The 19673-nt window shown below is 41.0% G+C and carries 21 protein-coding genes; 13 read left to right on the top strand and 8 right to left on the bottom strand.

Annotated elements, in window-relative coordinates; translation table 11 throughout:
* Positions 1-196: 196 nt before the first annotated feature.
* Together rpmG and rpmF are read right to left on the bottom strand one after the other, a co-directional pair.
* Positions 197-346 carry a 50S ribosomal protein L33 gene (rpmG, locus tag FBF73_RS07290; protein WP_001265622.1) on the bottom strand — a complete coding sequence of 50 codons (150 nt, stop codon included), beginning with the start codon at positions 344-346 and terminating at the stop codon, positions 197-199.
* A gap of 15 nt (positions 347-361) precedes the next feature.
* Entirely contained in the window at positions 362-544 is a 183-nt protein-coding gene (gene rpmF / locus FBF73_RS07285; protein ID WP_000290417.1) for a 50S ribosomal protein L32, read from the bottom strand.
* 230 nt (positions 545-774) lie between these two features.
* Here rpmF and ilvD point away from each other — a divergent pair, with 230 nt between their 5' ends.
* On the top strand, positions 775-2478 hold the full coding sequence (gene ilvD, locus FBF73_RS07280) for a dihydroxy-acid dehydratase (RefSeq protein ID WP_000137343.1): 1704 nt from the start codon (positions 775-777) through the stop codon (positions 2476-2478).
* 211 nt (positions 2479-2689) lie between these two features.
* Here the strand turns inward: ilvD and FBF73_RS07275 are convergent, their stop codons facing one another.
* Positions 2690-3031, bottom strand: coding sequence for a metal-sulfur cluster assembly factor (locus FBF73_RS07275; protein WP_001204052.1), 342 nt, complete (start codon positions 3029-3031; stop codon positions 2690-2692).
* Positions 3032-3155: 124 nt separating this feature from the next.
* Here FBF73_RS07275 and FBF73_RS07265 point away from each other — a divergent pair, with 124 nt between their 5' ends.
* The 11 genes from FBF73_RS07265 to FBF73_RS07215 all read left to right on the top strand — a co-directional run bounded on the left by FBF73_RS07265 (position 3156) and on the right by FBF73_RS07215 (position 12169).
* Complete coding sequence (locus FBF73_RS07265; protein WP_136937381.1) at positions 3156-4007, top strand: helix-turn-helix domain-containing protein; 852 nt, start codon at positions 3156-3158, stop codon at positions 4005-4007.
* Positions 4008-4207: 200 nt separating this feature from the next.
* A complete protein-coding gene (locus FBF73_RS07260) occupies positions 4208-5455 on the top strand; it encodes an MFS transporter (protein ID WP_136937380.1) in 1248 nt (415 codons plus the stop codon).
* Between the two features lie 77 nt (positions 5456-5532).
* Entirely contained in the window at positions 5533-6813 is a 1281-nt protein-coding gene (hisS, locus tag FBF73_RS07255) for a histidine--tRNA ligase (protein WP_136937379.1), read from the top strand.
* Complete coding sequence (locus FBF73_RS07250) at positions 6813-7277, top strand: hypothetical protein (RefSeq protein ID WP_136937378.1); 465 nt, start codon at positions 6813-6815, stop codon at positions 7275-7277. Before hisS ends, FBF73_RS07250 begins: the two co-directional genes overlap by 1 nt.
* A 9-nt stretch (positions 7278-7286) precedes the next feature.
* A complete protein-coding gene (locus FBF73_RS07245) occupies positions 7287-7493 on the top strand; it encodes a helix-turn-helix transcriptional regulator (RefSeq protein WP_136937426.1) in 207 nt (68 codons plus the stop codon).
* Positions 7493-7681 carry a hypothetical protein gene (locus FBF73_RS07240; protein WP_001046148.1) on the top strand — a complete coding sequence of 63 codons (189 nt, stop codon included), beginning with the start codon at positions 7493-7495 and terminating at the stop codon, positions 7679-7681. The genes FBF73_RS07245 and FBF73_RS07240 overlap by 1 nt, the downstream gene beginning before the upstream one ends.
* 11 nt (positions 7682-7692) lie before the next feature.
* A complete protein-coding gene (locus tag FBF73_RS07235) occupies positions 7693-8433 on the top strand; it encodes a DUF3169 family protein (RefSeq protein ID WP_136937377.1) in 741 nt (246 codons plus the stop codon).
* Positions 8434-8442: 9 nt separating this feature from the next.
* The gene (locus FBF73_RS07230; RefSeq protein WP_136937376.1) at positions 8443-9084 is read left to right on the top strand and encodes a CPBP family intramembrane glutamic endopeptidase; all 642 of its coding nucleotides are present in this window, start codon (positions 8443-8445) and stop codon (positions 9082-9084) included.
* Between the two features lie 17 nt (positions 9085-9101).
* Positions 9102-9332 (top strand): hypothetical protein, encoded by a 231-nt coding sequence (locus FBF73_RS07225; RefSeq protein WP_000832185.1) that lies wholly within the window; start codon positions 9102-9104, stop codon positions 9330-9332.
* Between the two features lie 154 nt (positions 9333-9486).
* Positions 9487-11250, top strand: a complete 1764-nt coding sequence (gene aspS / locus FBF73_RS07220) for an aspartate--tRNA ligase (protein ID WP_136937375.1) — start codon at positions 9487-9489, stop codon at positions 11248-11250.
* On the top strand, positions 11228-12169 hold the full coding sequence (locus FBF73_RS07215; protein ID WP_136937374.1) for a YitT family protein: 942 nt from the start codon (positions 11228-11230) through the stop codon (positions 12167-12169). The genes aspS and FBF73_RS07215 overlap by 23 nt, the downstream gene beginning before the upstream one ends.
* Positions 12170-12198: 29 nt before the next feature.
* Here FBF73_RS07215 and FBF73_RS07210 read toward each other — a convergent pair whose 3' ends face one another.
* The 5 genes from FBF73_RS07210 to FBF73_RS07190 form a co-directional block, all read right to left on the bottom strand.
* Positions 12199-13185, bottom strand: coding sequence for a LacI family DNA-binding transcriptional regulator (locus tag FBF73_RS07210; RefSeq protein ID WP_136937373.1), 987 nt, complete (start codon positions 13183-13185; stop codon positions 12199-12201).
* A 9-nt stretch (positions 13186-13194) separates the two neighbouring features.
* Positions 13195-13995, bottom strand: a complete 801-nt coding sequence (locus FBF73_RS07205; protein ID WP_136937372.1) for a DUF1189 domain-containing protein — start codon at positions 13993-13995, stop codon at positions 13195-13197.
* A 142-nt stretch (positions 13996-14137) separates the two neighbouring features.
* Positions 14138-14980 (bottom strand): sugar ABC transporter permease, encoded by an 843-nt coding sequence (locus FBF73_RS07200; protein WP_033675775.1) that lies wholly within the window; start codon positions 14978-14980, stop codon positions 14138-14140.
* A 1-nt stretch (position 14981) separates the two neighbouring features.
* The gene (locus FBF73_RS07195) at positions 14982-16274 is read right to left on the bottom strand and encodes a sugar ABC transporter permease (protein WP_169435194.1); all 1293 of its coding nucleotides are present in this window, start codon (positions 16272-16274) and stop codon (positions 14982-14984) included.
* A gap of 111 nt (positions 16275-16385) precedes the next feature.
* Complete coding sequence (locus tag FBF73_RS07190; protein ID WP_136937370.1) at positions 16386-17657, bottom strand: extracellular solute-binding protein; 1272 nt, start codon at positions 17655-17657, stop codon at positions 16386-16388.
* Between the two features lie 478 nt (positions 17658-18135).
* Here FBF73_RS07190 and malQ point away from each other — a divergent pair, with 478 nt between their 5' ends.
* Positions 18136-19653 carry a 4-alpha-glucanotransferase gene (gene malQ, locus FBF73_RS07185; protein ID WP_136937369.1) on the top strand — a complete coding sequence of 506 codons (1518 nt, stop codon included), beginning with the start codon at positions 18136-18138 and terminating at the stop codon, positions 19651-19653.
* The last annotated feature ends 20 nt before the right edge of the window (positions 19654-19673 follow it).

Raw genomic sequence — 19673 nt, 5'->3', positions numbered from 1 at the left:
TAGATTATAAAATACAAAAACTCTCTAGACAATATGACTAGAGCGTATTCTATATATCCGAACATCTAATTTATTTCACAAAAAATATAGTCAAAAATGTAGTCATTCGGTTGATTTTTATTGCGATGTACGGAAATTAACAAAAGAAAAAAACGCTTGAATGCGTTTTTCTTCTGTATTGATTCGTATTGAATGCTTACTTAACTTCGGTGAACACAACGTGTTTGCGAAGTTTTGGTGAGTATTTCTTCAATTGAAGACGGTCTGGAGTGTTACGTTTGTTTTTAGAAGTAAGGTACAAGCGTTCACCAGATTCTTTGTGTTCAAGTGTAATATTTACGCGCATGGTATCTCCCTTCTATTATTCAGCTGATGCAGCTTTAGCGATTTTACGTCCTTTGTAGTATCCTTTAAGTGATACACGGTGAGAACGTGAGTAATCTCCAGTAGTTTCGTCAAAGTTTACAGATGGAGCTGTTACTTTGTAGTGTGTACGACGTTTGTTTTTCTTCGCTTTTGAAGTGCGACGTGCAGGTACTGCCATTTTGATTTCTCCTTTAGGTATTTATATTCGATTCAATCTACTGATTTTCATCAACCATACTAGGATAACACATTTTTTTTGTAAAGTAAAGTTACTTGACAAAAAAAGATGAAAAAAATAGAAGCCATTCAATCTAATTAATCAAAATTTTCTGAAAATTCAAGAATTTTCTTCTGTTCATTGCTTTTAAAATGTGCTATAATAGTAAAAACTGAAATGGGAGGGAACAAATGACTGAATTAGATAAACGTCACCGCAGTAGCATTTATGACAGTATGGTAAAATCACCAAACCGTGCTATGCTTCGTGCGACTGGTATGACAGATAAGGACTTTGAAACACCGATTGTGGGAGTGATTTCGACTTGGGCGGAAAATACACCATGTAACATTCACTTGCATGATTTTGGGAAATTGGCTAAAGAAGGTGTCAAATCGGCAGGTGCTTGGCCTGTGCAGTTTGGAACTATTACTGTAGCGGACGGGATTGCTATGGGAACGCCTGGTATGCGTTTTTCCCTAACATCTCGTGATATCATCGCGGACTCTATCGAGGCGGCGATGGGTGGTCACAACGTTGATGCCTTTGTCGCTATCGGTGGCTGTGATAAGAACATGCCTGGTTCTATGATTGCCATTGCTAATATGGATATCCCAGCTATTTTCGCCTATGGTGGAACCATTGCACCGGGAAATCTTGATGGCAAAGACATCGACTTGGTTTCTGTCTTTGAGGGAATCGGAAAATGGAACCACGGTGACATGACAGCTGAGGATGTGAAACGTCTTGAATGTAATGCCTGCCCTGGCCCTGGTGGCTGTGGTGGTATGTATACTGCTAATACCATGGCGACAGCTATCGAAGTTCTCGGTATGAGTTTGCCAGGGTCTTCATCTCACCCAGCTGAATCAGCTGACAAGAAAGAAGACATTGAAGCAGCAGGACGTGCTGTTGTTAAGATGTTGGAGCTTGGTCTCAAGCCATCAGATATCTTGACTCGTGAAGCCTTTGAAGATGCTATCACTGTAACCATGGCTCTCGGTGGTTCTACAAATGCCACTCTTCACTTGCTTGCCATTGCCCATGCTGCCAATGTTGACTTGTCACTTGAGGACTTCAATACGATCCAAGAACGTGTGCCTCACTTGGCCGACTTGAAACCATCTGGTCAGTATGTCTTCCAAGACCTCTATGAAGTCGGTGGTGTCCCTGCGGTTATGAAGTACTTGTTGGCAAATGGTTTCCTTCACGGGGACCGTATCACATGTACTGGTAAGACTGTCGCTGAGAACTTGGCTGACTTTGCAGACCTTACACCAGGTCAAAAAGTTATCATGCCACTTGAAAATCCAAAACGTGCGGACGGTCCGCTTATCATCTTGAACGGGAACCTTGCCCCTGACGGTGCGGTTGCCAAGGTATCAGGTGTGAAAGTACGTCGTCACGTTGGTCCAGCTAAGGTCTTTGACTCAGAAGAAGATGCTATTCAGGCCGTTCTGACAGATGAAATTGTTGATGGCGATGTAGTCGTTGTGCGTTTCGTTGGACCTAAGGGTGGTCCTGGTATGCCTGAGATGTTGTCACTTTCATCCATGATCGTTGGTAAAGGTCAAGGAGACAAGGTTGCCCTCTTGACAGATGGACGTTTCTCTGGTGGTACTTATGGTCTGGTTGTTGGACATATCGCCCCTGAAGCTCAGGATGGTGGACCAATTGCCTACCTTCGTACAGGCGATATCGTTACGGTTGACCAAGATACCAAAGAAATTTCCATGGCCGTATCCGAAGAAGAACTTGAAAAACGCAAGGCAGAAACAACCTTGCCACCACTTTACAGTCGTGGTGTCCTCGGTAAATACGCTCACATCGTATCATCTGCTTCACGCGGAGCCGTGACAGACTTCTGGAATATGGACAAGTCAGGTAAAAAATAAACTCATACTCTTCGAAAATCTCTTCAAACCACGTCAACGTCGCCTTGCCGTAGGTATGGTTACTGACTTCGTCAGTTCTATCTACAACCTCAAAACACTGTTTTGAGCAACCTGCGGCTAGTTTCCTAGTTTGCTCTTTGATTTTCATTGAGTATCAAAAAGCAAGCCAACTTTGGCTTGCTTTTTTCATCTTCAAAAGTAATTGACCTGCTTAACGAGGTGGTAGTCCAAGGGCAATACGGCCATAGCGACTGATTCGTGTGATTTTCCAAGCAGGTGACCAGGTAACTTCAACCTTGACATCTTCGATACCCTCGATTTGTTTCAGTCCTGCCACGATTTCGATAGGCAGGCTTTCGGCACAATCGCAGGCAGTATCGGTGAAGGTCATAACAATCTTGCAGAGTCCTGTTTCGTCCAGATTGATTTCATAAATCAACCCTAGATTGTAAACATCCAATTCCACATCTGTATCAAAAACCTTCTCTAGTTTTTCGATAATTTGGTCTTGTAAGGCCAAAGCACGGTCATTGATTTTGATATCGTCTCTCATAGCAGTCCCTCCACGTGATAAATATCCTCTATTTTCTCATAATTCTGACAATTTGGCAAGTTTTTGATGAATTTTCTGAAAAAATATGATAACATAAAGAAAATGCAGAATTAAGGGGAAGTCTATGGAGCAGATTGGAAAAGTCTTTAGACAATTACGAGAGTCAAGAAATATCTCACTGAGACAAGCAACTGGGGGACAATTTTCGCCGTCTATGTTGTCCCGATTTGAAACTGGTCAGAGTGAGCTTTCAGTGGAAAAGTTTCTATTTGCCCTAGAAAATATATCTGCCAGTGTGGAGGAAGTTCTCTTTCTGGCGAGAGGTTTTCAGTATGATACAGATTCTGAGTTGAGAAAAGAAATCATAAATGTCTTGGATATAAAGAATATAGCACCTCTCGAAGACCTGTATCGCAAGGAGTATCAAAAGCATGCCCATTCTCACAACAAACAGAAACATATTCTAAATGCCATTATTATCAAGTCATATATGAAGAGCATGGATGATACGGTAGAGTTAACGGCAGAGGAGGGGAAAGTCCTTCATGACTACTTGTTTTCTACTGAGATTTGGGGAATCTATGAACTAAATTTATTTTCAGTCAGTTCTGCCTTTCTATCTGTTTCTCTTTTCACTAGATATGTACGAGAAATGGTACGTAAATCTGATTTTCTAATGGAAATGTCTGGTAATCGAAATCTGTTTCACACTATACTATTGAATGGCTTTTTAGCCAGCATTGAGTGTGAAGAATTTACCAATGCCTCTTATTTTAAACGTGTTATCGAAGAGCATTTCTACAATGAAAATGAAACCTATTTCCGAATTGTCTATTTGTGGGCAGAAGGTCTCCTTGATAGCAAGCAAGGTAGAGTTAAGGAAGGACAGAAAAAGATGGAAGATGCTGTCCATATTTTTGAGATGCTTGGCTGTAATAAATCTGCCGAATACTATAGAAAAACGACCGATTGTTGAATATCTGCAAACCAAGAAAATAATTTAAAATTTTAAGCGATAGAACTGTTGGGCTCTCTCGTGTCATTGGAGAAATTCTATTGTTTCTTTTTGCTCATTTTATTTGTTGCATATATTCAAAAGTTTTTCCTCTAAAATTTCTAAGTGCTATACTATAGTCATACTTCACATAAAACTTCGAACAAGAAGGGAGATTACCTATGAAACTATTGTTTAGAAATCAAGCTTATCGACTCTTGACTTTGTCACGCTTCTTCAATGCTTTTGGTGCTTCAATTTTTAACCTGGTATTTATCGTCTATGCATCGACCTTGTCACAAGCCTCCTTTGCTGTTGCTATGGCGAATATTGTCATGATTCTTCCGACTCTCTTTACAGTTTTTGTAGGGATTCGGGCAGATTACACGAGGGACAAGGTCAAATGGATGGTCTATAGCGGTTTGTTTCAGGCGGTTTTATTTTTTCTAGCAGCTTTAGTTGTCCAGCAAGCTAGTCTCTTTGCCTTTTCTAGCCTGTGTTTAATCAATGTCATTAGTGATGTTATCAGTGATTTTGCTGGTGGCCTGCGCATGCCTCTTATTAAGGAAAAAGTAGCTGAAGATGATCTAATGGAGGCTTATGCTTTTTCACAGTTTATCACCTATATTTCAGCCATTGGTGGTCAAGCTTTCGGAGTGTGGCTCTTAGGTCTATCAGTCAACAATTTTTCCCTCGTTGCGGGAATCAATGCCTGCTTTTTCCTAGTATCAGCCTTTGTTCTCTTTTTAGGAAAAAGCAAATTAAGCCTGTCAATGTCATCTGCTGATGGTGAATCACTAAAAAATGAGAAGCTTTCTATCAAAGACCAGTTCCTAACAATTTACCGAAATTTACGCCTTGTTTTTCTTAAAGGTGGACAGAAAAACTTTGGATTCATGATCTTTGCTGTCTTGCTGATTAATGCCTTGGGTGGTTCCTTAGGGGGCATCTACAATATCTTCTTTTTGAGCCATTCTCTCTTGAATTTTTCTTACACAGAGGCGTTATTTATCAGTCAAGTCGGTGCTGTAGTAGCAGTCATCATCAGTAGCCTTACGGGCAATGATTATTTTGGGAAGCAGTCCTTGCCTAGATTGATGATGTGGGTGACCGTAGGACTTAGTCTAGTTGGTCTGGCTAATGTATTCAATCAAGTCGTGCTTGGTTTGCTATTTCTATTTTTAACTCTGTATATGTCTGGTAAAGTTCAACCAAAGATTAGTGCCATGCTCATGAAAAATCTAGCTCCAGAAGTTCTAGCTCGTACCAGTAATTTTTTAGGTTTATTGTTTACCTTATCCATACCTGTGGGAACAGCTTGTTTCTCACTAGTAGCCGTATGGAATATACAGTTGACTTGGATGCTATTTGTTGGTCTTTCCTTCCTGGCTATTCTTTTGACAGTTATTAATCTCAAAAATGATATCTAAATCCTAAATTTTTTCTCACTGTTTTAATCCCTCTATTTATGGTAAAATAAGACTATTAAATTTAAAGAGGATTCCCTATGAAATTACAAAAACCAAAAGGAACGCAGGATATTTTACCTGCTGAATCTGTCAAATGGCAGTACGTTGAGGGCTTTGCCCGTGAGATTTTCAAGCGCTATAACTATGCAGAAGTGCGCACGCCTATTTTTGAGCACTACGAGGTTATCAGTCGCTCTGTCGGAGACACAACGGATATCGTAACCAAGGAAATGTACGATTTCTATGACAAGGGTGACCGTCATATTACCCTCCGTCCAGAAGGAACAGCGCCAGTTGTCCGTTCCTATGTGGAAAATAAACTTTTCGCTCCAGAAGTGCAAAAGCCAAGTAAGTTCTACTACATGGGCCCTATGTTCCGTTATGAGCGTCCACAGGCAGGGCGTTTGCGCCAGTTCCACCAGATTGGTGTTGAGTGTTTTGGATCTAGCAATCCAGCTACCGATGTGGAAACAATCGCGATGGCGGCCCATTTCTTGAAAGAAATCGGTATCCAAGGTGTCAAATTACATCTTAACACTCTTGGGAATCCTGAGAGTCGTGCGGCCTACCGTCAAGCCTTGATTGACTATTTGACACCGCTCAAGGAGACCTTGTCTAAGGATAGCCAACGTCGTTTGGAGGAAAATCCTCTTCGTGTCTTGGACTCTAAGGAAAAAGAAGACAAGGTGGCTGTAGAGAATGCACCGTCTATCTTGGATTTCCTTGATGAAGAAAGCCAAGCACACTTTGATGCTGTGCGTCAGATGTTGGAAAATCTTGGAGTAGACTATATCATCGATACCAATATGGTGCGTGGTCTGGACTACTACAACCACACCATTTTCGAGTTTATCACAGAGATTGAGGGCAATGACTTGACAGTCTGTGCGGGTGGTCGTTACGATGGTTTGGTTGCCTACTTTGGTGGCCCTGAGACTGCTGGCTTTGGTTTTGGACTTGGTGTAGAGCGTCTGCTTCTCATTCTTGAAAAGCAAGGTGTGGCCCTCCCTATCGAAAACGCCCTAGATGTCTATATCACAGTCTTGGGAGAAGGGGCAAATGTCAAGGCCTTGGAGTTGGTACAAGCCCTTCGCCAACAAGGTTTCAAAGCAGAGCGTGATTACCTCAACCGTAAGCTCAAAGCTCAGTTCAAGTCAGCCGATGTCTTTGCGGCTAAGACCCTCATCACCCTAGGAGAGAGCGAAGTCGAAAGCGGACAAGTAACGGTTAAGAACAACCAAACCCGAGAAGAAGTGCAAGTGTCACTTGAGACAATCAGTCAAAACTTCTCAGAAATCTTTGAAAAATTAGGATTTTAATAGTAGAAAAACTGGTCAGGAACCTACTCCTGACCTTTTTCTTTTGCAAAATGACAAAAATCATAAACTTTTTGACAAATATGCTTGTCAAAAAGAAAAAGATGTGTTACAATGTAAGCAAGTTAAGAAATAGAAAGCAGAAAGGAGCTATGATGTGGGTAGTATTTATACTATTTATGATTTTCTTTTATTCTAATAATTCTAAAAAAATCAAGAAACTAGAGAATAAAATCAAAAAGCTTGAGCGAAAAGAGAAAGGAAATATAGAAATGTCAAGATTATTGCAAGAATTAATTGGGAAAAATCCAACAATCGTTGGACAAGTGTTTGGAACATCTTTATGGGAAGTTGTGGATGTTGATGAGGAATGGGTCAAACTACGTAGTGTTGATAAAGAGGGGAAAGAAAAATTCAAACTACAACGCATTGAGGATATCCAAACCGTTGAATTTGAAGGAAAGTAGGTGTGTAACATGCAACTAAAAAATCGTCTAAAAGAGCTGCGGGCTCGCGATGGCCTCAATCAAACCGACCTAGCCAAGCTAGCAGAGGTTTCCAGACAGACTATCAGCCTATTAGAACGGGACGAATACACCCCGTCCGTTGTGATTGCCTTGAAAATATCTCAGATTTTCAACGAAACAGTCGAATCGGTATTTCGCTTGGAGGAGGACGAGTGATGAACAAGTATAAAGTGGTTTATTATGTAGTTGTCGCAGCTCTATTAGTCAGCATATTTCTATTAATTGGGATAGACTTAGGCTGGTTTAGTCCCTATCAGAGTGACCAATTTATTTGGGCCTATTTTGCCCTCATACCAGTAATTGACTGGATTGAAAAGAAATCCAAAAATCTAGCAAGTGAATAAGGAGAATGAATATGGAAAAGAAAAAGAAACGTGGATTGTTGTTTTTAATGGTTGTTGTCTTGGGATTTTTCTTGGGCATTTTTGTAGGGATGTTTAAGGCTGTTGCCGAATCCCACGGAATTATGTTAGATGTAAAAATCTTGATACCCTGGATATCAGCTATTTGTTTACTGTTAGGTTTCATTAGCATACTTTTGACATTCAATTTCTTAAAGAAAAGCAGAAAATTTCATTCCTTGTATCAAGAGGAAATGGATGATGATCTGAATGAAACCTATTATGTGCAAATGTATCGGAATCTCGAGTTTGGAACCATTGCTTTTAATATTGCAAGTGTAGCGATTTTATTAGCTCTTTTCATCTCAGCAAGTGAAATGGTTGTACTAAATGGAAGCCATATAACCTTACCTCTTTCTTTTTTGGCATTAGTGCTGATTTTCAGTGTTCAAAAATATCTTTTTAAGACCATTGCGATTGTTCGTCAGTTTGATTTGGTATTTTTCTCTACACCAAAGGATATCTTAGAGCATTTCGATTCTTATGATGAAGGGGAGCGCAAGGCTAATTTGGAACAGAGTTTTCGGATTTTATTCCAATTAAATCAGTATGTCTTGCCAGGTCTCTACGTTCTGATTGATATCTTTTCTTTATTGACAGGAGAGATTCAGCTACTAGCCTTCTTGCTTGTCGGAGCAATCCATGTTTATATCAATGTGATGCAGTTACCTATGGTAAAACGCTATTTCAAATAGGAGAACTTTATGAAATTACTTAAAAACCTTGGCTGGTTTCTTCTAGCCATTCTATCCTTTTTATTCATCTATGGCTTCATTCAGGGGCTCGCGACTACTTCGCTTGCCTTAGGCGCTTCACCCTATGCTGTGACCTTGCTCTATGTGGCCTTGGCTGGAGTTTATGTGTACGGCATTTACAAATGGTATCAGAAAGGTCCTGTTCGTATTGAGAAGAGTGGCTTCAACCGATTTATTTGGCTTCCTGCCTTGGTTTGGTTCTTATCTCTGGTTGTCCAGTTTTTCTTGCCAAATGATCCTTCAGTAAATCAGCAAATAGCGATAGACTTGACCTTGTCTCAACCACTTTTCTCATTCTTTGCGGTCGTTATTTTTGCTCCTCTGACGGAAGAACTTATCTTTAGAGGGATGTTAGCGCGCTATCTCTTTCCTAAGCAGGACAATAGTAAACAAACTCTGCTTTTCCTTCTGGTATCTAGTGTTTTGTTTACCTTAGGTCATTTCCCAGGTGATGTGCAACAATTTTTTGTCTATTTTAGCCTTGGTTTTAGTTTGGGCTTGGCTTATATTAGCAGAAAAGGTCTGGTCTACAGTATTTCTCTCCACGCTTTGAATAATTTAATCGGCTTTTTGATGATACTCATGCTATAATAGAGTCAGGAGGTCACATGAAACGAGTAATTTTATTAGCAGTGATTCAAGCAGTTGTTCTATTTTTCATCATTGGGGCGCTAGCTTATGCCTTTAAGGGTGATTTCTTCTACAACTATCTAGCAGTTGTCTTTGCCCCTATTGCAGGTGTCTTGCGCTTTGGGACAGCTTATACGACGGAAATCGTCTTGCCTCGAAAGGCAGCTGAAATCGCTGAAAAGCGTAAAGCAGGCAACAATTCAAAATAAAAGAGTCCGATGAAGTTCATCGGATTTTTGTATGGGCGCTAATTTTTAGGGACTTTACCTGATTTTTAAAGACTGACAAACTTTTCTGATGATTTTCATGAAGAGCCTGCGCTTTTATGGTAAAATAGTAACAGAATAAAAGAGGAGAGAAACAATGAAACGTAGTATGTATGCTGGTCGTGTTCGTGAGGAACACATCGGACAAGAAATAACCTTGAAAGGATGGGTTGGTCGTCGTCGTGACCTTGGTGGTTTGATCTTTATCGATCTTCGTGACCGTGAAGGAATCATGCAGTTGGTTATCAACCCTGAAAAAGTATCTGCAGAGGTTATGACAACAGCTGAAAGCCTTCGTAGTGAATTTGTTATCGAGGTGACTGGACAGGTCGCTGCGCGTGAGCAAGCAAATGATAAGTTGCCAACTGGTACAGTTGAGTTAAACGTGACAGCTCTGACAGTGCTGAATACAGCTAAGACAACACCATTTGAGATTAAGGATGGTATTGAGGCTAATGACGATACGCGTTTGCGTTACCGTTACCTTGACCTTCGTCGTCCAGAAATGTTGGAAAATCTTAAACTTCGTGCTAAAGTGACCCACTCTATCCGCAACTACTTGGATGAGTTGGAGTTTATCGATGTGGAGACACCATTCCTTTCTAAGTCAACGCCTGAAGGGGCGCGTGACTATTTGGTACCATCTCGTGTCAATAAAGGGCATTTTTACGCGCTTCCTCAAAGTCCACAAATCACGAAACAGCTCTTGATGAATGCTGGTTTTGACCGTTATTACCAAATCGTTAAATGTTTCCGTGATGAGGATTTGCGTGGAGACCGCCAGCCTGAGTTCACTCAGGTCGACTTGGAAACGTCTTTCCTTACTGAGCAAGAAATCCAAGATATCACAGAAGGCTTGATTGCGCGCGTGATGAAAGAAACTAAAGGAATTGAGGTAACTCTTCCATTCCCTCGTATGAAATACGATGATGCGATGGCTCTTTACGGTTCTGACAAGCCAGATACTCGTTTTGACATGTTGCTTCAGGATTTGACAGCAGTGGTCAAAGGTGTAGACTTTAAAGTCTTTTCAGAAGCACCTGCTGTAAAAGCAATTGTAGTTAAAGGCGCTGCGGACAACTATTCCCGTAAGGACATTGACAAGATGACTGAAGTGGCCAAACAGTACGGTGCCAAAGGTCTTGCTTGGGTCAAGGTTGTTGATGGAGAATTAAACGGACCAGTTGCTAAGTTCTTGACTAGCATTCAAGCAGAATTGACAGCAGCACTTACGCTTGAAGATAAGGACTTGGTTCTCTTTGTGGCAGATACGCTTGAAGTGGCTAATGCAACGCTCGGTGCCCTTCGTGGACGTATTGCCAAAGAGCTTGGCTTGATTGATAACGATAAATTTAACTTCCTTTGGGTAGTTGACTGGCCAATGTTTGAATGGTCTGAAGAAGAAGGTCGCTACATGAGCGCCCACCATCCATTCACGCTTCCACAGGAAGAAACTGCTCACGAATTAGAAGGTGATTTGGCTAAGGTTCGTGCCATTGCTTACGATATCGTCTTGAACGGTTATGAGCTTGGTGGTGGTAGCCTTCGTATCAACCAAAAAGACCTTCAAGAACGCATGTTCAAGGCTCTTGGTTTCTCAGCTGAAGAAGCAAATGACCAGTTTGGCTTCCTTCTTGAAGCAATGGACTATGGTTTCCCACCACACGGTGGTTTGGCTATCGGGCTTGACCGATTTGTCATGCTTTTAGCAGGAGAAGAAAATATTCGTGAAGTCATTGCCTTTCCTAAGAACAATAAGGCAACTGACCCAATGACACAAGCTCCTTCAACAGTAGCTCTCAAACAACTAGAGGAACTCAGCTTACAAGTAGAAGAAGATGAAACAAGCAAAACGAATTAAGCGGTGGCGCTATTATCTGCGCCGCTTTGCTCATCAGATAAAAATTTTACGTGTCTTACAAAGCATCTCTCGGGAAAAATATGATGAGAAGATTTCGGCCTCTCTGGTCTATGGTTTTTTATCAGCAGTAGCGGTCAATTTCTTTTTCCAACCAGGGCATGTGTATTCGAGTGGTGCGACAGGTCTGGCACAGATTATCTCTGCCCTGAGTAATCACTGGTTTGGTTTTCATATTCCAATTTCGCTGACCTTCTACGCTATTAATTTTCCATTGATGGTCTTGGCCTGGTATCAGATTGGCCATAAGTTCACTATTTTTACCTTTATCACGGTATCTATGAGTTCCTTCTTTATCCAGTTTGTCCCTGTGGCGACCTTGACGGAGGATCCTATTATCAATGCCCTCTTTGGGGGCGTTGTCATGGGCTTGGGGATTGGTTTTGCTCTTCGAAACAATATCTCCAGTGGTGGGACGGATATCGTCAGTTTGACCATTCGCAAGAAAACGGGTAAGAATGTTGGTAGTATTTCTTTCTTGGTAAATGGGACCATCATGCTGATAGCAGGTTTGACCTTTGGTTGGAAATACGCTCTCTACTCTATGATTACCATCTTTGTCTCTAGCCGTGTCACAGACGCTGTCTTTACCAAGCAAAAACGCATGCAGGCCATGATTGTGACCAATCATCCAGAGAAGGTAATTGAAAAAATCCATAAAAAATTGCACCGCGGAGCAACCATGATCCACGATGCAGAAGGAACCTATAATCACGAAAGAAAGGCAGTTTTAATCACTGTCATTACACGTGCAGAGTTTAATGAATTTAAACAGATTATGAAACAGGTGGATCCAAGCGCCTTTGTTTCTGTATCGGAGAATGTTCATATTTTGGGACGGTTCGTTGAAACAGATAATTAGTGGCCAAAAAAACCAGCGCGAGCTGGTTTTTATTTTTCGATAATTTTGTGGGCAATTAACTGACGGTAACAAATTTGTTTATTACTTTTAGCATCATTGATGATCTGGAGAATAGTTTCAAAGGAAACACGACCAAGTTCCAAGCTATTGATATCAACATAGGCCGCCAAGTTGAGCTTGGGATTGACTGAGTCGAAGCTGAGGACAGGGGCATCCAGTTGGTGTTTTGCGATGTAATCACAGACCCCTGCAGCAAGGAGACTATCAATGGTAATAATAGCGTCAATATTTGGATCGTGTTTGAAGAGAAGTCTACTAAAGCGATAACCATTATCTTCAAGAAATTCATTAGCAAAGTAAGTCAGATTAGTATCGAGAGGAAGTTGGTATTGTTTTAGAGCTAGCTCGTAACCTGTCAGACGGTCTTGTGTTACGAAGAGTCGCTTAGTACCTCCGATAAAGGCAATTCGCTTGCATCCTTTTTTGATGAAATACTCTGTCGCATCAAAACCAGCTTGGACATTGTCATTATCGACAAGTGGAATGAAGGGAGATAGAGATTTACCTAAGATAAGGAAAGGAAATTGCTCATCTGCTACTAACTTAACCAAAGGGTCCTCTTCTTGGGCATAGAGGAAAATCAAACCATCTACACGTTTGCCGTAAACCATCTGTGAGATCGCTTTAAGGCGCTCTTTTTCATCTTTACCTGTTGCAATCTGAATTGCATAGTGGTTTTCAGATGCGACTTGGGCGATACCACGGAGGACAGATGGGAAGAAAGGATTTTGATAGAAGGCGTCTGAGTCGTCAGGAAGGACCAAGCCGATAACTTGGGTATAACTGCTTACCAAACTACGAGCGTTGAGGTTGGGGTGGTAATTGAGCTCCTTCATAGCCTTGCGAACACGTTTTTTTGTTTCGTCGCTAATGGTTGATTTGTTTTGAATAACACGGGTTACGGTTGAAGGCGAAACACCAGCAGCCTTGGCCACGTCTTTAATCGTAACGGGCATAAAAATCTCCTATTTATGGTAATCTGGATCACGGAAATGCGTTTTATAAAAGATAGTGACCAGATACAGAACAAAAAGAATGTTTTGTACAGTAATGAGAGTTGTCATATTTTGGCCAAATAGTCCCAAAATAAGCGTAATCAGAGTAGGTAATCCTAAACAGTTCAAGATAAAATGGTAGCACTCTTTAAAGGTCCTAAATGAAAAGAGGCGTGATTTCTTAGTGATATAAAGGAGAAGACTCGCTCCTAGAGAGACAATAAAGAAATTCAAACCAAAGAGGAAGCTCGCACCGAGAACTAGGAAGAGACTGATATAGACACGATTTTGCTGATACCAGTCTTTAGAAATGGCTTGGGTCAAGCTGTCTTTACTTTTGAAACTCTCAGTCTCAATCGCTCGGTAAGAGATACGGGTCAGCTCTTTACTTTCCTTGCTGATGACTAGCTCATTCGTATCGAAATGCAGTTGCAAGTCCTTAGGTAATTCCTTGCTTTGACTTGGACCGATCACAATAGAAGGCGCTTGACTAGATGTTCCAGTATAAGTTAATTTGCCATCAACAATTGTAGCGTGTTCAGAGAGATCCTGTACAACCTTATCTGTCAATGGTTCATAGACATTATCGATAAAGGTTTCTAGCGGATAAGTCTCCTGCGAGCTGTTTTGGATGGCAATAGGTACCATAGATAAGCTGATAAGGAAGATACTGGTAAAGAGAAGTTGGAACCAGTTGAGTCCGAAACGTTTGGACAGGGGCTTACGAAATCCCCAAATACTTGAAAAATAGGAAAATGGATATGGAAGCATAGGTATCTTTCTAAAAGGTGTTTTCTATATGAGTATTATATAGAGAAATGTGCTTTATTTCAAGTCTAGGAGATAAATTGCTTGCTACAAGGATAGTTTTACAGTAACAAGTTTTAAAATGAAAAAGGGTGGCGGGGATAAATTATCCCTTGTCGCCACCACTTGTAAGTCCTGAAACAAAGTTCTTTTGTAGGAAGAAGAAGAGAATACAGATTGGAAGGGCAATGAGGATAGCACCTGCTGAGAAGTAGGCAATCTTCAAGTTTTTCACATTGCTGACGAAGGTTTGGAGTCCTACGGCAACAGTAAAGTATTCTTTCTCACGAAGCAAGAAACTAGAGAGGATGTAGTCCCCAAAAGGTCCCATGAAGGCCCAGAGAGCTTGTACGGCAACCATTGGGCGAACAAGTGGAAGAACAATTTGCCAGAAGCGGCGGAAGTGTCCTGCACCGTCTAGTTTTGCAGATTCGTCTAGAGACATTGGCACTGTATCGAAGTATCCTTTCATGAGCCAAGCATTCATCGGGATACCACCACCAACGTAGAGGAAGATGAGGAACCAGCTGTGGTTAAGGGCGTTCAACATAAGCGCCATAACGAAGAAGGCTGTCAAAGCGGCCATGGTTGGAACCATTTGGATGATCAAGAAGAAGACCAAACTTTGTTTACGAGCCAAGAAGTTGTAACGGCTGTAGGCATAACCAGCCAGTACGATGATACTTGTTTGAACCGCCATGGTAATCAAGGCGATAATCAAGGTATTTAGATACCAAGTACCGTATAGGGTTTCAGTAAAGAGTCCTTTAAAGTTATCAAAATTGAAGTCGATGTTAGTATCGAGTTTAAAGGCTGCGACGTTACCTGCCTTGAAGGCTGACATGATGGTAATCAAAAGTGGATAGATAATCACGATTGATAGGCCAATCAAGTAGAGGTAAGTAAGGGTTTGAGTCAGTCTACGTTTGAGTTTAATTGAGTTATTCATCTTAGACGTCCTCCATATCAAATGCGTGTAGTTTCTTGAATGCGATCATAGAGATTGAGATGACAATGATAGAGATAATCAAGGTAACAGCTGCCGCCATTGAGTATTGAGGAGATGTACCTGTTGTCAAACGGTAGATCCATGAGATCAAGATATCGGTTGAACCAGCTCCACCTCCGACACTACCAGGTCCTCCACCATTGAAGAGGTACATGATAGAGAAGTTGTTAAAGTTGAAGGTGTATTGGCTAATCAAAGTAGGTGCCGCAACGGCCAAGATCATTGGGAAAGTGATGTTGCGGAATTTTTGCCAAGCATTGGCACCGTCAATATAAGCTGCTTCGTAAAGGTCGTTAGGAATAGATTGCAAGATACCTAAAGTCAAAACGTAGATATATGGGAATCCAAGCCAACCTTGCATCATAATCAAGGCAATCTTAGTCCAAGTTGGGTCTGTTTTCCAAGGAATAAGGACACCATCAAGGAAAGGAAGGAATTTAGCTAAGATTGGCAATACTTGAGTGTTGATAGCTCCTACACTATCGTTAAACATGTTTGAGAATGTTAAGATAGTGATGAAGGCTGGAACAGCCCAAGGAAGAAGGAAAATAACACCAAAGATACGTTTTCCTTTGATAAATGGTTGGTTAGCAATGATAGCTGTGAAGATACCGATGACGATCTGTAAAGTTGAGGCAGCCAAAGCCCAGATGATAGTCCAAGAAAGAACGGCACCAAAGGCAGAACGGAAGGTGCTCAAGCTCCAGATGTTTGTAAAGTTGGTCAAACCAACCCAGTCCAACAATTTGTTTGGTGGCAAGTGCTGGAAGTCGTAGTTGGTAAAGGCAATCATCAAGGTTACGATAACTGGGAAGATGATCGCAAAAGTCATGGCAATATAAGATGGAATGATCAAGAGATAAGGGAAGCCATTTTCATAGATTCCTTTGATCATATCTTTTAGCGTAAGTGGTACTGGTATGCCATTGTTAATGTGTTTGGCAGTTGTATGTGCATCTTTGATATTTGCGAAATAAAAGAGTACATAAACAACTACAAAGATTAAATGGAAGGCACCACGAATCAGCATAAAGAGGGAATTATCACGACCTGGTTTGTCACCAAGAGTGATGAGATTACTCAATTCAGGGGCTGCAAGTGCTAGGAAGTAAAGGACGAATACGATGGTTACACCAAGGAAGATAAAACCTTTGGCTTTTTGTTTATTGTAAATCTGTCCTAACCCAGGAATGATAGACAGCAGGGCTGCTTTACTAGGTTGTTGCTTTTCCATAATAACTCCTTTCATAGAATACTGGTTTCTAACTAAAACCTAAACTATATATGTTTTTTGATTGATAAATTCAAAGGGGGATTTGATTTCCACCCCCCTTGAACAAATTTTTTATTCACCAAATTTTTGTTTGATTGTTTCTTTGATCAATGTTACAGCGTCGTTAGCAGCTGTTTTCGCATCTTTCTTACCACTTACAGCATCAAAGAGCATAGTTTTCGCTGGATCCCAAACTGCAGACATTTGAGAGATGTTTGGCATTGGTTGAGCGTTCTTGAACTGTTTGATAACAGCTGTTGTCAACTCATCGTTTTTACCTTCAGCATATGTACGAGCTTCAGTGTTAGCTGGGATTTCGTTTGTAGTGTCGTAGAAGGCTTTTTGTTCTTCTGTTGAAACAAGGAAGTCTACAAATTTTTGAGCGCCTTCAAGGTTCTTAGTGCTTGATGGGATGATCCAAGCTTTACCACCACCGAATGCAGCATATTCTTTTCCATTTGGAAGAGTTGGGATAGTTGCAACACCGTAGTTTACTTTAGCATCTTTAAAGGCTTGAGCTTTCCAAGGTCCGTCGATGATAGCAGCTGTTTTACCTTCTTGGAATTGAGTTTGGATTAAGTTGCCAGCACCTTCAGTATCTTGCATACCTTTAGGCCATTTTTCATACCAAGATTTAGCGTAGTTGATACCTGCGATAGAACCGTCGTTTGCAAGACCAATGTCTTTAGCGTCTTTACCGTTTTGTCCGAATACGTAAGCACCGTTACCAGCAAGAAGTCCATATGCATAGTAGAAGTTTGTCCAGTCAGCTAGGAAAGCAGAAGTTTTTCCATCTTCTCCAGCAAAGGCATATTTGCTATCTTTAGCAAGGTTTTCTAAGTCAGCAAAAGTTTTTGGAGCTTCTTTTACCAAGTCTTTGTTGTAGTACATAACAAGTGACTCGATAACAGCAGGAGCACCGTAAACTTTACCGTCAGCAGCTGTTACAAGAGATTTAGTTTTATCATCTGTTTTAGCACCGTCGCTCAATTTCACTTCTGAAAGTTGTCCGTCAGTACCAAGGCTACCTACACGGTCGTATGGAGCCATCATAACGTCAGCAGCTTGACCTGATTGGTTGTCTAGAGAAAGTTTGTCAAGCCCACCCATTTGGTCTCCTGTTTTGATGGTAACTTTTACGCCAGCTTCTTTTTCGTAAGCTTTTGCAGCTGATTCAGCGAAAGCTTTGTATTGGTCTTCAACGTAAAGAGTGAGTTCTTTCGCTTCAGATGAACCAGAAGCAGCAGGCTTATCAGCAGTTTTGCTTCCGCAAGCTACCAAAAGCAAGCTTGCAAGTGTAGCAGTTCCAAGCACAGCAGCGCTCTTCATGAATTTAGATGACATAGTGTATTCCTCCTAAAGAATAACAAATTTTATAATGAGGAAACGCAAACGTTTTCCTTTATGGGTCTAGTATAACACAATCAGAAAGCGGTTGCAAGTGTTTTTGGTAAAAATTTTTAAAAAAATTGTGAAAAAAGTAAACGCTTCATTGTCATATAATAGTAGAAAATTCAAAAATAGCTTTTGTTTTGAATTTTAAAAAGAGTTGAGAAAACGATTGCCTAATTTACAAATGGAAAGCAGAGAGGATTCTCACTTTATTTTTGCTTAATAAGATAAGTGAAACCCTTATTCCTATTTTGTTTGCTTTCTGAAAGTATATATATACGGGTAAGAAGAAAAACTTTTTAAAAAATAATCAAAAAAGTTTTTTAAAACCGCTTGCATTTATCAAAAAAATGCGATATACTGATAGTAACGCAAACGTTTGCGTTCGTAAAAATGTAATATCTAACTATAAACACATGAGGTGCTTATTATGAAAAAACGTCAAAGTGGTGTGTTGATGCACATTTCTTCTCTTCCAGGGGCATACGGAATCGGATCATTTGGTAAAAGTGCTTACGACTTCGTTGATTTTTTGGTTCGCACAAAACAACGTTACTGGCAAATCCTTCCATTAGGAACAACTAGTTACGGAGACTCTCCTTACCAATCTTTCTCAGCCTTCGCGGGGAACACTCATTTTATCGATTTAGATATCTTGATAGAACAAGGCTTGTTGCAAGCAAGTGACCTTGAAGAGGTTGACTTTGGTAGCGATGCGTCTGAAGTTGATTATGCGAAAATCTACTATGCACGTCGTCCTCTTTTAGAAAAAGCGGTAAAACGTTTCTTGGAAGTAGGAGATGTTAAAGATTTTGAGAAATTTGCTCAAGACAACCAATCATGGCTTGAACTCTTTGCAGAGTATATGGCTATTAAAGAGAATTTTGACAATCTTGCTTGGACTGAATGGCCAGATGCAGATGTTCGTGCTCGTAAAGCTTCAGCACTTGAAAGCTACCGTGAGCAATTGGCAGACAAGTTGGTTTACCACCGTGTGACTCAATACTTCTTCTTCCAACAATGGTTGAAATTGAAAGCCTACGCTAACGACAACCACATCGAAATCGTTGGGGACATGCCAATCTACGTAGCGGAAGATTCAAGCGATATGTGGGCAAATCCACATCTCTTCAAGACAGATGTCAACGGTAAGGCAACTTGCATCGCAGGATGCCCACCAGATGAGTTTTCTGCAACTGGTCAGCTTTGGGGTAACCCAATCTATGACTGGGAAGCAATGGACAAAGATGGCTACAAATGGTGGATTGAACGCTTGCGTGAAAGCTTCAAAATCTACGATATCGTTCGTATCGACCACTTCCGTGGTTTCGAATCTTACTGGGAAATCCCTGCTGGTTCCGATACAGCAGCACCTGGTGAGTGGGTCAAAGGTCCTGGCTACAAGCTCTTTGCAGCCGTTAAGGAAGAACTTGGTGAGTTAAATATCATCGCTGAAGATCTTGGATTCATGACTGATGAAGTTATCGAGTTGCGTGAACGTACTGGCTTCCCAGGAATGAAGATTCTTCAATTTGCCTTCAACCCAGAAGACGAAAGCATCGATAGCCCACACTTGGCACCTGCTAACTCAGTTATGTACACAGGAACACACGATAACAATACGGTCCTTGGTTGGTACCGTAACGAGATCGATGATGCGACTCGTGAGTACATGACTCGCTATACTAACCGTAAAGAATACGAAACAGTGCCACACGCTATGCTTCGTACAGTCTTTTCATCAGTTAGCTTCATGGCAATTGCAACTATGCAAGATTTGTTAGAATTGGATGAGACAGCTCGTATGAACTTCCCATCTACCCTTGGTGGAAACTGGTCTTGGCGTATGACTGAAGATCAATTGACACCAGCTGTCGAGGAAGGCTTGCTTGACTTGACAACAATCTATCGCCGAATCAACGAAAATTTGGTAGAATTAAAGAAATAATACAATATCAGGAGACACCC

Source organism: Streptococcus mitis (assembly GCF_005144795.1).
Lineage (GTDB): Bacteria > Bacillota > Bacilli > Lactobacillales > Streptococcaceae > Streptococcus > Streptococcus mitis_BB.
The sequence above is the reverse complement of the archived record's forward strand: the minus strand, read 5'-3'. Positions and strand labels throughout refer to the sequence as shown.